Source organism: Brochothrix thermosphacta DSM 20171 = FSL F6-1036, assembly GCF_036884295.1.
Lineage (GTDB): Bacteria > Bacillota > Bacilli > Lactobacillales > Listeriaceae > Brochothrix > Brochothrix thermosphacta.
Window position 1 is genome coordinate 981,578 of record NZ_CP145608.1, and the last position, 15,628, is coordinate 997,205.

At 36.4% G+C, this 15,628-nt stretch carries 16 protein-coding genes and 1 other RNA gene; all 17 read left to right on the top strand.

Annotated features, from left to right (window positions below; genetic code table 11):
• The first annotated feature begins 153 nt into the window (after positions 1-153).
• The 17 genes from V6S17_RS05080 (at position 154) to V6S17_RS05160 (ending at position 15,526) form a co-directional block, all read left to right on the top strand.
• A complete protein-coding gene (locus V6S17_RS05080) occupies positions 154-510 on the top strand; it encodes a DUF1798 family protein (RefSeq protein WP_029092605.1) in 357 nt (118 codons plus the stop codon).
• Complete coding sequence (locus V6S17_RS05085; RefSeq protein ID WP_029092604.1) at positions 504-1,055, top strand: DUF1273 domain-containing protein; 552 nt, start codon at positions 504-506, stop codon at positions 1,053-1,055. Before V6S17_RS05080 ends, V6S17_RS05085 begins: the two co-directional genes overlap by 7 nt.
• 140 nt (positions 1,056-1,195) lie before the next feature.
• The gene (gene gpsB / locus V6S17_RS05090; protein WP_029092603.1) at positions 1,196-1,510 is read left to right on the top strand and encodes a cell division regulator GpsB; all 315 of its coding nucleotides are present in this window, start codon (positions 1,196-1,198) and stop codon (positions 1,508-1,510) included.
• Positions 1,511-1,560: 50 nt separating this feature from the next.
• An RNA gene (gene rnpB, locus V6S17_RS05095) (RNase P RNA component class B) lies at positions 1,561-1,930 on the top strand.
• Positions 1,931-2,120: 190 nt separating this feature from the next.
• Positions 2,121-3,275 (top strand): THUMP domain-containing class I SAM-dependent RNA methyltransferase, encoded by a 1,155-nt coding sequence (locus tag V6S17_RS05100; RefSeq protein ID WP_036027758.1) that lies wholly within the window; start codon positions 2,121-2,123, stop codon positions 3,273-3,275.
• A 25-nt stretch (positions 3,276-3,300) separates the two neighbouring features.
• Positions 3,301-4,809 (top strand): carboxypeptidase M32, encoded by a 1,509-nt coding sequence (locus V6S17_RS05105; RefSeq protein ID WP_029092601.1) that lies wholly within the window; start codon positions 3,301-3,303, stop codon positions 4,807-4,809.
• 239 nt (positions 4,810-5,048) lie between these two features.
• The gene (locus V6S17_RS05110; protein ID WP_029092600.1) at positions 5,049-5,279 is read left to right on the top strand and encodes a glutaredoxin family protein; all 231 of its coding nucleotides are present in this window, start codon (positions 5,049-5,051) and stop codon (positions 5,277-5,279) included.
• A 1-nt stretch (position 5,280) separates the two neighbouring features.
• On the top strand, positions 5,281-5,664 hold the full coding sequence (gene nrdI / locus V6S17_RS05115) for a class Ib ribonucleoside-diphosphate reductase assembly flavoprotein NrdI (RefSeq protein WP_029092599.1): 384 nt from the start codon (positions 5,281-5,283) through the stop codon (positions 5,662-5,664).
• Positions 5,639-7,810, top strand: a complete 2,172-nt coding sequence (gene nrdE / locus V6S17_RS05120; RefSeq protein ID WP_036027755.1) for a class 1b ribonucleoside-diphosphate reductase subunit alpha — start codon at positions 5,639-5,641, stop codon at positions 7,808-7,810. Before nrdI ends, nrdE begins: the two co-directional genes overlap by 26 nt.
• A complete protein-coding gene (gene nrdF, locus V6S17_RS05125) occupies positions 7,764-8,807 on the top strand; it encodes a class 1b ribonucleoside-diphosphate reductase subunit beta (RefSeq protein ID WP_080712978.1) in 1,044 nt (347 codons plus the stop codon). The genes nrdE and nrdF overlap by 47 nt, the downstream gene beginning before the upstream one ends.
• 1,083 nt (positions 8,808-9,890) lie before the next feature.
• Positions 9,891-11,972 carry an L-type lectin-domain containing protein gene (locus V6S17_RS05130; RefSeq protein ID WP_029092596.1) on the top strand — a complete coding sequence of 694 codons (2,082 nt, stop codon included), beginning with the start codon at positions 9,891-9,893 and terminating at the stop codon, positions 11,970-11,972.
• A 36-nt stretch (positions 11,973-12,008) separates the two neighbouring features.
• The gene (locus V6S17_RS05135) at positions 12,009-12,362 is read left to right on the top strand and encodes an LPXTG cell wall anchor domain-containing protein (RefSeq protein WP_029092595.1); all 354 of its coding nucleotides are present in this window, start codon (positions 12,009-12,011) and stop codon (positions 12,360-12,362) included.
• Positions 12,363-12,947 carry a WxL domain-containing protein gene (locus V6S17_RS05140; protein ID WP_029092594.1) on the top strand — a complete coding sequence of 195 codons (585 nt, stop codon included), beginning with the start codon at positions 12,363-12,365 and terminating at the stop codon, positions 12,945-12,947.
• A 59-nt stretch (positions 12,948-13,006) separates the two neighbouring features.
• Entirely contained in the window at positions 13,007-13,687 is a 681-nt protein-coding gene (locus V6S17_RS05145; RefSeq protein ID WP_036027752.1) for a WxL domain-containing protein, read from the top strand.
• A 21-nt stretch (positions 13,688-13,708) separates the two neighbouring features.
• Positions 13,709-14,410, top strand: a complete 702-nt coding sequence (locus V6S17_RS05150) for a WxL domain-containing protein (protein ID WP_051457260.1) — start codon at positions 13,709-13,711, stop codon at positions 14,408-14,410.
• Between the two features lie 115 nt (positions 14,411-14,525).
• Entirely contained in the window at positions 14,526-15,041 is a 516-nt protein-coding gene (locus V6S17_RS05155; RefSeq protein WP_051536024.1) for a DUF916 domain-containing protein, read from the top strand.
• 2 nt (positions 15,042-15,043) lie between these two features.
• Complete coding sequence (locus tag V6S17_RS05160) at positions 15,044-15,526, top strand: DUF3324 domain-containing protein (RefSeq protein ID WP_051536023.1); 483 nt, start codon at positions 15,044-15,046, stop codon at positions 15,524-15,526.
• Positions 15,527-15,628: the final 102 nt, after the last annotated feature.

Below are 15,628 nucleotides of genomic sequence, written 5' to 3' on the forward strand. Positions count from 1 at the left end.
AAAAAAAAGTAAAAAAGAGAGATTTAACCCTAAATTTAGAATAAATCGTATAATTTTAGCATGCATAACTACATTGTAAGACGAGTAATGATATTATAGAAGAAAGTCATTATAAAATAAAGTGAGATAAGTTATAAAGGGGTTTTGATAAAAATGATAGAAAAACAAATACAAGCTGTTTTAGATGGTATAAAAGAGATTGAAGCTATCAAAAAACGAGCAGAAAATGGCGAGACGTTCGATTTTAGAACGGATATTGAACCATTTGTAAATCGTATGTCAGAAATAGCTGAAATTTATAAAAAAGAAGGTGTTGGTTATATTCAAAAAACACCAGTAAAGTATATGTCAGACGCACAGATCATTACAGCGGGTGACAATTTAAAAAGATTAGCTGTGAGTTGTTTTGCTCCTAAAGTGAATGAAACACAGTATAATCGTCATATTTATGCGGTGACATATACACAAGAACGCTTTTTAGAAGGACTTACTGGTGGTGAATTATTGTGAAACGAGTGGCTATCACAGGATATAAATCGTTTGAATTGGGTATATTTAAAGATAACGACCCTAGTGTAACAATTATCAAAAAAGTAATCCAACAGCGTCTTGAACAGTATATTGATGAAGGGTTAGAGTGGGTCATTATTTCAGGACAACTGGGCATTGAACTATGGGCTGGACAAGTGGTCATTGAACTGAAAAAAGAGTACCCGGAGTTACAATTGGCGATAATAGCACCTTTCATTGAACAAGACAGTAAATGGAACGAAACCAATAAATTAGCATACTCAACCCTGATTAATGCAGCAGACTATACGAATAGTGTCTCTCATTCACCGTATGAGTCACCACAACAATTTCGTGATAAAGATGTTTTTCTTATCAAAAACACGGATGGTGCTTTGGTCATTTATGATGAAGAACAAGAAGGTGGACCAAAATTTATTTTGAAATTGATGGCAAAATATGCAGAAACAACCGATTATATTATTGACCAAGTTGATTTTTTTCAACTACAAGATATTGCGTCAGGTGATGGGTTTATTGATTGAATTAAGGGCAAAACATTGACATCGTCGTTGATTTTTGGAAAAATAGAGTTATGATAAGCATATAGACGTTAATTTAGAGAAATATAAAAATATCGATATTAATAAAATGTGTTTAATAAAATGATAAAGGTGGTTATGATATGCCAGTAGAAAAATTCAACTTAACATCTCAAGAAATTTTAGACAAAGAATTCAAAACCGGTATGCGCGGTTACTCTGCAGAAGAAGTAGATCAATTTTTAGATTTGGTCATCAAAGATTATAATACTTATAATGATGAAATCAAACAATTAAAAGCCTCTATATCTCGTTTAGAACAACGTTTGAGTACTGAAACTCCTGTTGTTAAAGAAACTGTTGAGGCTCCAGAACAACAAGGGACAACTAATTATGATATTTTAAAACGATTGTCTAATTTAGAACGTCATGTTTTTGGCAGCAAAATGAACGATTAATACAAATAAACCTTGCAATTTCGCACAGTAGTTTTATAATTAAGGATGTAGTATTCGGGTAATCGCTGGAATAGCAATGTTTCAGAGGAAAGTCCATGCTCGCACGGTACTGAAATGTCCGTAGTGTTTGTGCTCGGTGAAAAAATAAGCCGAGGCCCGCTTAGGCGGTGATGGCGAGTGACACACCTAAGTCTTTGATATGGTGTTAGCTCTGAAAGTGCCACAGTGACGTAGTCTTTTTGGAAACAAAGAGAGTGGAACGAGGTAAACCCCACAAGCGAGCAACCCAAATTTTGGTAGGGGCACTTTGTTCACGGAATAACAACGTAGAACAGAGGCGAATAGTTCGTAGACAGATGGTTATCGCTCTTGTATCCGTTAAACCTGGCGGTATAGGAGTACAAAACATGGCTTATAGAATACTACATCAGGTTTTTAATTAACAAAAACGTCAGTAGTAACTGGCATTCAAATATCACGCCCGAACCTAGTTTGGACATAGTCCTTCGCGTATCCATGTGAAGGACTTTTATATTGTGTTGAGACCGAAGTGGATTTTTATCTGTGACGGGTTAAAATAGAGATAAAAGAGAAGAAAGTGGGAAAATACATGTCGAAAAAATATCAGTTAGTTGCCACAGCAGCATCGGGTTTAGAAGCTGTAGTTGGGCAAGAAATGCGTCATTTAGGTATTGAACATAAGGTTGAGAACGGGAAGGTTTATTTTTCAGGGGATGAGCATACAATCGCGAAAGCCAATTTATGGTTACGTGTAGCCGATCGTGTGAAGATTATTATTGGAACGTTTAAAGCAACAACATTTGATGAATTATTTGAACAAACAAAAGCATTACCATGGGAAGATTATTTGCCGCTTGATGCCGCTTTTCCAGTTGCGGGTAAAAGTGTCAAATCAACACTTTATAGTGTCCCAGATTGCCAAGCAATTACTAAAAAAGCAATTGTTGATCGCTTGAGTACTGTGTATCATCGCTCATCACGTCTTACTGAAACGGGATCGCTTTTTAAATTAGAAGTGGCAATTTTAAAAGATGAAGTAACATTGACGCTCGATACTTCAGGTGCTGGCTTGCATAAACGTGGGTATCGTGTGGCGCAAGGTGGCGCACCGTTGAAAGAAACAATGGCAGCAGCGTTAGTATTGCTTACTAACTGGCACCCAGACCGCCCATTCGTTGACCCGCTTTGTGGTTCAGGAACATTAGCTATTGAAGCAGCTTTAATTGGACAAAACATCGCACCAGGGTTTAATCGTGAATTTGCTTGTGAAGCATGGGATTGGATGCCTAAATCTGTCTTTGAAAAAGCTCGACTTGAAGCAGAAGAAGCTGCAAACTATGATCAGGTCTTGAATATCAAAGGTCGCGATATTGATCATCAAATGATTAAAGTCGCAACACAAAATGCAATTGAAGCCGGTTTAGGAGATATTATCGACTTTAAACAAATGCAAGTGCGTGATTTTTCAGACGATGCAGAAGCTTATGGTGTTATTGCAACCAACCCGCCTTATGGTGAACGTTTGTCAGATGAACCAGGTATTATTGAAATATACCGTGATATGGGAGCGTCGTTTAAACAATTAACTAATTGGTCTTTCTATGTATTAACTTCGTATGAAGATTTTGAAATTGCTTTTGGCAAACGCGCAACCAAAAAACGCAAATTGTATAATGGTTTTTTACGTACTGACTATTATCAATTCTGGGGCCCACGCCCTAAACGTCCACAAAGAGATGCATAAAATATAATTTCAAGGAGTGAGTAGGATGACGGAAATAAAAACGGTAAGTATCAATTTTACTAAACAATGTCAGACCATTAAATCATATGAAGAAGCTTTAGCGCTTGTCTATTGGGATATGCGTACAGGGATTCCTCCCAAAGGAACGCAACAGCGTTCTGAAGTTGTTGGTCTTTTATCAGCAGAGATTTTTCGTTTATCTACTGCTCCTGAATTTATGAAAAACTTAACGTTTTTAAAGACAGTGCAAGATGAAGTAGAGCCATTAGTTCAAGCGCTAGTAATTGAGATGTCTAAAAAGGCCGCGTTATTTGAAGCGATCCCTGCTGATGAATATGCAGCATATGCTGTTTTGCAATCAAAAGCAGAAGCTGCTTGGTCAGAAGCACGCGACCAGTCAGATTATAAGATTTTCCAACCACATCTAGAAGAAATTATTGCGTACAAGAAAAAATTCATTGGTTATTGGGGCAAAAAAGCAACCGCCTATGATACACTACTAGATCAATTCGAACCAGGAATGACCGTAGCCATCCTTGACGAGGTTTTTGCAGAGGTTCGTGAAGCAGTGATTGCTTTACTTAAACAAACGCAAGCTGCGCCACATCAGCCTAAGTCTAATTTGCTGGAACGTTCATTTGCCAAGGATAAACAAATTGCGTTTAGCCGTGAAATATTGACTAAAATGGGTTTTGATTTTGAAGCGGGGCGTATCGATGACACCATTCATCCTTTTGCGATTACAATGAATCAAGGCGATGTGCGAATTACAACGCGTTACGATGAAATGAATTTTAAAATGGCTGTGCTTGGCTTGATTCATGAAGGCGGTCATGCCATTTATGAACAAAATATCGCGCCGGAATATGATGGAACACCATTATCTGAAGCTGTATCGATGGGGATTCACGAATCACAATCACTCTTTTATGAAATTATCTTAGGTTCAAGCCGCGCTTTTTGGGAAGATAATTATGCGCGTTTCCAACACTATGCTGCACCATCGTTCGATGATGTTTCTTTTGAGTCATTCTATGAAGCGTTAAATGTGACTGAACCGTCACTCGTTCGTATTGAAGCTGACATATTAACCTATGCATTGCATATTATTATCCGCTATGAAATTGAAAAAGCGATATTTAACGATGATTTGGATGTTAAAGAGCTTCCAACAGTTTGGAAGGCTAAGTATAAAGAGTACCTCGGTATCGAGCCAAAAAACGATTTAGAAGGCATTTTACAAGATATTCATTGGGCGGGTGGCGATTTTGGCTATTTCCCTTCTTATTTGCTTGGTTTGCTTAATGCTGCACAGTTAGAAGTCGCAATGCGTCAAACGATTGATATTGAGGCAACTGTTGCTACAGGAGACTATACAGCTATTAAAAACTGGTTGACAGAAAACGTCCATCAATTCGGTAAAGCAAAAGAACCATTAGCTATTATGGTTGATGCAACAGGGGAAAAATTAAATCCAAAATACCTCATTGACTTCTTGACAAAACGATACAAAGATGTCTATAAACTAAAATAAATTTTCAAAAAAAATTCTATAAAAATATTTTAATTGTGCAAACATGCGTGGTAATTGACTTCTTCTTGTCAAGTGTTTTTTTGAGAAGACATAACACTACATTTTGTGTTTATGATATGATAGAATAGTTTTTGTACACAATATGATGTTATGTGAAAGAAAGCGTTCCTGTCGTTTTAGGTTATCAAACGAGCTGCGGGAAGGTCTTTTCTTTTTTTGTAACGAAGGAGGAGCAGAACGTGAGTAAAACAATTGTATATACGAAATACGGGTGTCCACAATGTGATATGACGAAAACATTATTAGCAGGTGAAGGTATTGATTTCGAGATACGCAATGTGATGGATGATGAAAAAGCTTTAGCATTCTTGAAAGATAGTGGTTACAGCAGTACACCAGTTACTTTTAAAGATGGCTTTGATCCGATTGTTGGCTTTGCTCCAGATAAATTAAAAGGATTAGCTGATTAGAATGATTGTTGTTTATATGACTTTGACTGGTCAGTCAAGGCGATTTGTCAATAAACTACAATTTGAAAGCTATGAATTATCGACAGCTTTTCCATCTAAAGAAATGACAACGGATTTTGTTGTTGTTGCACCTACTTATGATTATGAAATGACAAGTATTATCGATGATTTTATCGATTACAAAAATAATGGTCACTTTTTTAAGGGAGTAGCAGGAAGTGGTAATATCAACTTTGCGGATTTATTTGTCTTCACTGCGAGGGATATTGCTAAGAAATACAATGTACCGATTATCGCTGAATTTGAATTTAGCGGTACTGAAACGGACGTTGAAAAATTTATTAAAGGGGTTGAGTCGATTGGAAACACCTCGTTTACAGAGTAAACCAAAAGAAATAACATATTTTAAGCTTAACAATGAATTGAATCGACCTGTTGATGGTAAGATTCCTTTAAACAAAGATCGTGAAGCAGTTCATGCCTATTTTTTAGAGCACGTTAATCCAAACACTGTTTTTTTCCACTCATTACAAGAAAAATTACATTATTTAATTAATAATGATTATATTGAACGTGAATTTATTGAACTTTATTCAGGTGAATTTGTGAAAAAAGTTTTCCAAAAAGCCTATGCAAAAAAATTCCGTTTCCGCTCGTTCATGGGAGCGCATAAATTTTATACACAGTATGCTTTAAAAATGAATGATGGTGAGCGTTATTTAGAACGTTATGAAGACCGAGTATCATTTAATGCTTTATACTTTGCAAATGGTGATGAAGAATTAGCGCTTGATTTAGTTGACGAAATGATTCATCAACGTTATCAACCAGCAACGCCTTCATTCCTTAATGCAGGACGTAAACGCCGAGGAGAACTTGTTTCGTGTTTCTTGATTCAAGCAACCGATGATATGAACAGTATTGGGCGTATTGTTAACTCAGCATTACAATTGTCACGTATTGGTGGTGGTGTTGGAGTATCTCTTTCTAACCTACGTGCAGCTGGTGATCCAATCAAGGGTTACGAAGGTGCCGCAAGCGGTGTCGTTCCTGTTATGAAGATTCTTGAAGATTGCTTTAGTTATAGTAATCAACTTGGTCAACGTCAAGGAGCAGGTGCTGTATACCTAAGTGTCTTCCATCCTGATGTCGTATCTTTCTTAGCAACTAAAAAAGAAAATGCGGATGAAAAAATCCGTGTTAAAACACTTTCACTTGGGCTAGTTGTTCCAGATAAATTTTATGACTTGGCTAAAAATGATGATTTTATGTATCTTTTCAGTCCTTATGATGTTGAGCGTGTATATGGAAAACCATTTTCATACGTTGATATCACAGCAGAATATGAGGCAATGGTTAACAACCCTGACATTCAAAAATCAAAAATTCGCGCACGTGAGTTAGAGACAGAAATCTCTAAATTACAACAAGAATCAGGTTATCCGTATGTTATTAACATCGATACTGTTAATAAGGAAAACCCTGTTGATGGTAAAATTGTTATGAGTAACCTTTGTTCAGAAATTTTACAAGTACAAAAACCATCAATCATTAATGATGATCAAACGTACGAAGAAATGGGAACAGATATTAGCTGTAACCTCGGATCTTCAAATATTGTTAACTTAATGGCTTCGCCAGACTTTGGTAAGTCTGTTCGAACAATGACACGTGCCTTAACATTTGTTACTGATTCATCATCAATTGAAGCAGTACCTTCAATCAAAAAAGGTAATGATTTAGCACATACAATTGGTTTAGGTGCAATGGGATTACACACGTATCTTGCGATGAATAAAATGTCATATGGTTCAGAAGAATCACTTGATTTTACCAATATCTACTTCTTGTTATTAAATTATTGGACATTAGTTGAAAGTAATAACATTGCTAAAAATCGTAATGAAACTTTTGATGGATTTGAAAAATCTAAATATGCTGATGGTTCATACTTTGATAAATATACAGATAAAACATGGGCGCCAGAAACAGATAAGGTAAAAGACATCTTTAAAGATATCTTTGTTCCAACGCCTGAAGATTGGGCTGCCTTACGTACTGAAATTATGGCAACTGGTTTATACAACCAAAACCGTCTTGCAGTAGCTCCTAACGGCTCTATTTCATATGTGAATGAAACAAGTGCATCATTGCACCCAATCACGCAACGTATCGAAGAACGCCAAGAGAAAAAAACAGGTAAAACTTATTACCCAGCGCCTTATCTTTCGGATGAAACGATTCCTTATTATACATCTGCTTATGATATGGATATGCGTCGAGTGATTGATGTTTATGCAGCAGCACAACAACATATCGATCAAGGTATGAGTTTAACGTTGTTCATGCGTTCGACAATGTCGACTGAGATTTATGAATGGAAAAAATCTGAGAAACAAACAACACGTGACTTAACAATCCTACGTCACTACGCACATCGCCAAGGTATTAAATCGCTTTACTACATTAGAACATATACTGACGATGCTGAAGAAGTGGGAAGCAACGATTGTGAAAGCTGCTCAATCTAAAGCAAGCGCATGTGAGAAGGAAGGGGTAATACCAGTGACTACTAACAATAAAGCATATACAGCAATTAACTGGAACGAGATTGAAGATGTTCTTGATAAAAAAACATGGGAGAAATTAACTGAGCAATTTTGGTTAGATACACGAATCCCTATTTCAAATGATTTAGATGACTGGCGTTCACTTTCTGATGTTGAAAAACATCTTGTTGAGCGTGTGTTCGGTGGTTTAACATTATTGGATACATTACAATCACAAGATGGTATGGCATCATTACGTGAATCTGTACGTACACCTCATGAAGAAGCAGTATATAATAATATTCAATTTATGGAGTCTGTTCACGCAAAAAGTTATTCATCGATTTTCAGTACACTTAATACACCAAAAGAAATCAATGAAATTTTCTCATGGACAAATACCAATGAATTCTTACAGAAAAAAGCATTGATGATCAATGAAGTGTATCAAAATGGTACTGCTCTTGAAGCGAAAGTTGCCAGCGTTTTTCTTGAAAGCTTCTTATTCTATTCTGGTTTTTATACGCCGCTTTACTTCTTAGGTAACAACAAGCTACCTAACGTAGCGGAGGTTATTAAACTTATCATTCGTGATGAAAGTGTTCATGGAACTTACATAGGTTATAAATTCCAGTTAACATTTAATGAAACAAGCGAAGCAGAGCAAGAAAAATTAAAAGGTTGGGTTTATGCTTTCCTTTATGAACTTTATGAAAATGAAGTGAAGTACACTGAATCTTTATATGATGCAGTTGGTTGGACAGAAGACGTTAAGGTCTTCTTGCGCTACAATGCAAATAAAGCCTTGGCTAATATGGGCTTCAGCCCACTTTTCCCAGATACTGCCGATGATGTGAGCCCAATCGTTATGAATGGATTATCTACTGGAACAAACAACCATGATTTCTTCTCACAAGTGGGAAATGGTTATTTACTTGGACAAGTAGAATCAATGTCTGACAGCGATTACCTCATCTAATCGTAAACTTTTAAACTAATAAAAAGATATAAAAACATCCTATCAGTACATTACTTTGAAAAAAGTTTTGCTGAGAGGGTGTTTTTTTGTGCTACTATCGTAGCGAATTTATTCGCTTTACGAGAGTAGTATGGGACGGAAATTGCGATAGCAATTGAGTACCAAACCTTCAATGAATTGAGTACCACACCTTATGTTAATGTCATGAGAGTAGGAGTCCTTAAGAGTATCACACCTTATGTTAATGTCATGAGAGTAGGAGTCCTTAAGAGTATCACACCTTATGTTAATGTCATGAGAGTAGGAGTCCTTAAGAGTACCACACCTTATGTTAATGTCATGAGAGTAGGAGTCCTTAAGAGTACCACATCTTATGTTAATGTCATGAGAGTAGGAGTCCTTAAGAGTACCACACCTTATGTTAATGTCATGAGAGTAGGAGTCCTTAAGAGTACCACTTCTTATATTAATCTTTTGAGAGCATCAGCCTATTTGAGCTCCATTCGACTAAGTTTTCAAAATTTATTATCAAGGATGTCACACTTTGTGTGGCTTTTTTTGTTGCTAGTAATGTGATTTTTTTGATTACGAGAGTGCTATTCAACTAATTCAGTTTAAAGTTATCTAGGCAGTTGCTTTTTGTTAGTGATTTATTTTAATAAACTCACACAAAAATTATAGTGAAAAAATATAATTAATACCCCTATAAAGCTAAAAATTACGCTTTTTAACAGTATTGAATATCAAAAATTACATTATTAGATGGATAAAATGAAAAAGACCATTCAAATATATATTTTTGAACAACATGTTTTGAAACCTTCATCCTGTTATGAGTGCTAAATTTACTATGTATTGTAATTTATTGACATTTTTAACAATGTTTTATTGAGTAATAATCACTGTTTTTAGTTGAAATGCTTTATATATAGGGCTTAACCACAGATTCCAAATACAGTTGTATGTTGCTCTTAGAATGGGACACGCAGACATAACAAATATTATATAGTTATACAAGTAGGCAAGAACCGTGGTTAAGAGTGTAGTAAATATTCAATATAATAACGAGGGGAGACTATCAATTTGAAAGACACACGAAAGAAAATTAACGGTTTGTTAGCATTAGCGATTATGGGCGTGGGGTTTACAATGGCACCGACAATGACGTCGGCATTGACGCTGCCTGAGCCTAGCGCAATAGCACCGGATGCTCTGGATTTGACAAATATTTTTGAAGCAGCTTCTGGAGGTACAAGTAGGATTATTGATGAAGGTGTTGGTCAGTCAGTGGTTGTAACTGATAATAGCCTTAATCAAGTCGGCGCAATATTTTCAACCGATGATTATAGAATTAAATTAACAGAAGACTACCATGCGCGTTTTGCTTTGTACTTCGGCAGCTCTGATCCTTCGAATGCTGGAGACGGAATGGCCTTCGTTATACATAGTGATCCTAAATATGCAAAACAGATTTTAGCAGAAGCTAAAGGTCAGCGTTTAGGTGTGTATGGGAAAGATACTGTGTCGAATAAAGGAGCGAATGCAATAGCAAATTCATTTGCAATTGAATTTGATGCATTTGCAAACCAAGATTATAAAACTGCTGATGGATCAAACTTTGATTACGGCGGGGATTTTTCAAAAGAAGCCAACCATATTGCGTATAACTATCCTTCAAAACCAGCAACATATATCGAGAATAGCCATGGTGGCGTTTTAGGTATAGGAGCTACTAAATCAGTTAAGATAATCCATAATAACTTGCAATCAAAGAAATTTGTTGATAATAAGTGGCATTATTTAGACATTAGCTATGAATTATCGTTAAATCAATTAACCTATCAATTTGATAACCTTCCGCCGGTCAAAGCCATAACTTCTAACGCAGATTTCGGAGGAGCCAATGATTTATATTGGGGATTTACAGGTGCGACAGGTCAAAAAAGTTTAAATCAAAAAGTGCGTTTTGTAGAGTTGCCAGGTTTGGTTAATGCGAAAATTTCGATGTCTGCTGAGGTAGCTACAGGTGACGGTTTGGGTTGGAGTGATTTACCTAACGGTACAGTTGTTGAACCTAATCAACGCGTGAAGCATATAGCATCATTACATTATACAGATGGTAAACAAGGGTGGGTAAAACCACAAGTGCAAATACCTTTAGATGTAAATGAAGAATTGGTACCAAATACTACAAAATATATTAGTGCTGGTAATCGAGATGCTAAGATTTCAGATGATGATTGGATAGTAGGTGCTGACGGGCAATTAACACTAAAAACTACAGTTCCTGATCTGAATGGTATAAAGTATTTCACAGATGTTACCTATGAAACACGTCCCAAAAATGTAAAAACAGAGACCACTGTTACAAATACATATGATGTTGTTGGTAAGAATTTAATTAAAAATTTAGAAACAAAACCAACTTATAAAATCGCTGCAAATAAAAAACCTGTTATACGTTGGCCTGATGCCTACAAGTCATTTGAGATTGGTCGTTCAGAAGTAATTGAAACTTATGCCAATGTCAGTGATGTTGACAGTGACTCTGTTGATGTTTTCTATAGATTAAATAGTGCTCCTTATAAAAAATTTGGAACTGTAAAAGGTAAACAAAAAGAAGCAGTTAAAGTTCCCTTTGAAATTAAAGGAACTGATTTAGTCGAAGGTAAAAATACCATACAAGTAGTAGCGACAGATTCATTAAATGCTGATTCAGATATTGATGTCGGAACTATTGCTAGTAATGTTTTCTTAGTTGGAAAACTAGAAATGATGTCGATTCCGAACTTCAGTTTCGGGGATTATACAATAGATCAATTACCTCAAACTGCAAAAATAACGGTGGATAAGCCATTGATAGTTTCAGATTTCCGTGAAAAAAATCAAACGTGGAAATTATATGCACAAATGAAAACGCCTTTTAAAAACGAGGATGACCACATTGGATTTGTAGAAGGATTTACGTACACTTCACCAATTAGCGGTGCAACAGTAAGTGATATATCTAATAATACTTTGATTATAGAAGGTAAATCAGGCGGTAAAGAAGAAACGCTAACGGTAGATCAACTACAAGACAGTTTTAAATTAACTATTCCGGATGGAATCCGTAGTGGAAATTATACTGGGATAATAACGTGGACATTTTCAGAGACACCCTAAATACCTGTAAGAGTAATAACAAAGGAGGTGCGTTTGATGGATACGATGATGAAAAAAGTGTTAGGTGTTTTGTTAGTGGCAGTAATGTTAATTCCGATGTTGATGAATGTTGCTTATGTTAAAGCTGCAGAAAGCAAAAGTAGTATTTCTATTCGCTTTACGAATGAAGGTAAAGATAACGGAACTGATAAGGGAACTAGCAATGGTACTGGATCTGATAACGGTAAAGGAACTGGTAATGTTAACAAGTCTGATAACGGAGGTAAGTTACCAGTGACAGGTGAACAAACACAGGGTTTTATCTTATTGATGGGGCTTGTATGCGTGATGGTATTTGCCGTTAGAATAAGGCAAATCAGAGTAGTTACAAATAAAAAGGAGGAAATTTAAATGAAATTAGTAAAACCTTTGGCTACATTAGGAATGGCTTCAGCCATTCTCTTATCAGCGAGTAATATTGCTTTTGCAGATACAACAAGTACGGCATCCTTTACATTAAAAGCATCTGAGGGTGGTGAATCGGGTGCGGCCACAATCGATGAAATTTCTGCAATTGAATTTGGCGAAAAAACACTTTCAGACAAAGAAGAAACATACACTGCAATCAATCCACTTCTCATGAAAGTGAGTGATACGCGTGGAACAGGTGAAGGTTGGGCCTTAAACGCTAAAATAACAAAATTTGTTAAAGAAAATGATACAAGCGTCGAGTTACGTGGTTCAGTGTTGACAATTGCTCAAGGGGAAGTGACGTCACCGAGTGGTTCAGCTTCAGAAAAACCCACAGCGGCTAAAAATGTTGTCCTTAACGACGAAGAACACACTTTATTTGCTGGACGAAGAGATCAAGGTTTGGGTACATGGTTAAATACCGTCAGTGCCTCAGGTGTTACTTTGAAAGTACCTAACGGTAATAACGCTGGTAAATACACTGCCACAATTAGTTATGTATTGGCCGCAGCACCACAAAGTTAATTAGGCAACACAGATAGACCACATAGATACTACTTAAAACAACTAGGAGGAAGAGTAACATGAAATTAACTAAAACTTTGGCAGTAACAGGTTTGGCAACGGCATTAATGATTACAGGAAGCGGAATCGTATCTGCTGACGAAACAGCACCAAAAGCAGAAACAGGTTCAGCAAGCGTTATCTTATCAGGTAGCAACGGCGAAACACCACCAGAAATTATCGATCCAACTTTACCAGTTGATCCAGAAAACCCAGGCGTAGACCCAGGTGAAACAGGACAAACAGGTCCATTGACAATTGACTATGTGCCACACTTTGATTTTGGTTCAGTTGAAATTGGTGAAAAACCAACAGTAACAGCTGCAACAAACGCAAAAGCATCTGTTCAAATCAGTGACCGTCGTGCATCAGGTGAAGGTTGGTCATTAACAGCGTCATTAAGTGAATTTACAGATGCTGAAGATAAGACTCAAGAACTTAAAGGTGTGTCAATCACACTTCCAGCAGGAAAAGCGACAACAACAGAAGGTAACGTATCACCAGAAGCTGTGACATTAGCGGCAGATTTAAAAGCAAATGGTGAAAGTGCAACAATCTTCAAAGCTGATGAAAACGCTGGTTTAGGTTCATGGGCAAACGTTATCACACCAGGTGATGTTAAATTATCTGTTGGATCAGGTAACCTTGCAGGCGATTACTCAGCAACAATGACTTACACTTTGGCAAATGCACCAAAATAAGTGTAGATTGGAGTGGATGTAATGGAACGTTTTAATAAAAGAATTGCGAGTAGTTTGGTCGTTCTGATTGGTCTTCCACTAATGACGATACCTAGTGTTAGTGCAAATGAAACCACTGTTTCAGCACCATCAGAAATGATTATTCGTTTTCTTCCGGGATCAACTGGTCCAACGGCACCAATTAACCCAATCAATCCAGGTGAAAAACCTAAGCCTGATCCAATCGACCCTACTAATCCTGGGACAGGTCAATCAGGAACACTAACAATTGATTTTCTGTCGAATTTCAAATTTGGTGAACAAGCATTGGGTAAAAAAGAATATTATGCGGTTAATGAAAACCCCTACATGCAAGTAACTGACAAACGTGGTCTTTCTAACGGTTGGGTGTTAACGGCAGCCGTTTCGCCCTTTGAATCAGCAGATGGTCGTTCTCAATTAACTGGAGCAGAATTAACGCTTGGTAAGGGGAATGTAAAGTCTTTGGCTGGTAATATCTCATCAGCGCCAATTGCACAAGCGGTTACTTTTAAAAATAACGATAGTTTCACAGTGATGAAAGCTGGCAACGGTGGTAGTCGTGGAACATGGGTCAACGTATTGAGTGGCAAAGCGGGAAGTAATGAAAAAATAAAATTAACTGTACCCGCAGGAGCAAAAGCTAATGTAGACTATTCAGCAGTAATGAAATGGCAATTAGCAGATGCACCAGTAGGTCTATAAAAGAGTGGGAAGCAGGGTTACGTTATGTGACCTCTGCTTCTTCTCCCTTTTTTTAATTATGAAAGTTCGCAAATAGTGGTGATTCACTATTCTTAAAATAGAAGGAGGTACAAAGATGAAAAAAATGATTTATGCAATAATGGTGTTAACGATTTTACTGGGATTTAACCTGAAAGCTGAAGCTGCCTCAATGGATTACGGTGTTAAAAGTATTTTACCTGAAAACCAATTAAATAAAAATGTGACATACTACGATTTGAAAATGAAGCCGGGTGAAACACAACAAGTTGAGTTATTATTTGAAAACAATGCAACTGAAACGGTAACATTGAATACGAAAATACATACTGCGAGTACTAATGCAAATGGCGTTATTGACTATAGTCGTAACCTTAAAAAACAAGATGAAAGTATGAAATACCAAATTGCAGATTATGTAAAAGGCCCTAAAACAGTGACATTAAAAGCAAAAGAAACGCGTAAAGTAGCCTATACAATTACAATGCCTAAACACTCTTTTGATGGCATTTTACTTGGTGGTTTTCATGTGTCTAAAGAGAAAAGTAAAGCAGAAGAAAAAAAGAACAAGGCCAACAAATTAAAAATGAATTCGCCTATGTTATTGGGTTGAAATTGACAGAAACAAACAAAAAAATTAAGCCGGAATTGAAATTGATTGATGTTAAGCCAGCTTTAGAAAACTACCATACAGTTGTGAAGGCGTTTATTCAAAATCCAACAGCTTCGATTATTTCGGATTTAAAAATTGAAGCTCAAGTAACAAAAAAAGATTCTAAAACGGTATTGCATGAGATTAAGAAAGAAAATTATGCGATGGCACCTAACACTAATTTCGGTTTTGCCATACCTTGGGATAACCAAGAATTAAAACCGGGGAAATACACAGTGAGTGTTAAAGCCGAAGATAAAACCAAAGAAAAATGGGAATTTACACGTGATTTTGAAATTAAAAAGGAAGCAGAATCATTGAATAAAGAAGCTGTAGATATTGAAAAACCATTCCCTTGGGGATGGACAATTGCAGGAGGAATAGTACTCCTAGCCATTATTGCAGGTGCTGTTTACTTTATCATTAAGAAGCGTCGTAAAAATTAATAATTAAAATAATAGCTAAAACACAAGCGCATGTTTTTAAATGTGAGTTTGTGTTTTTATTTTTGTTTAAGTGCAATTCATTTATCGATGTAAAAAAAACTG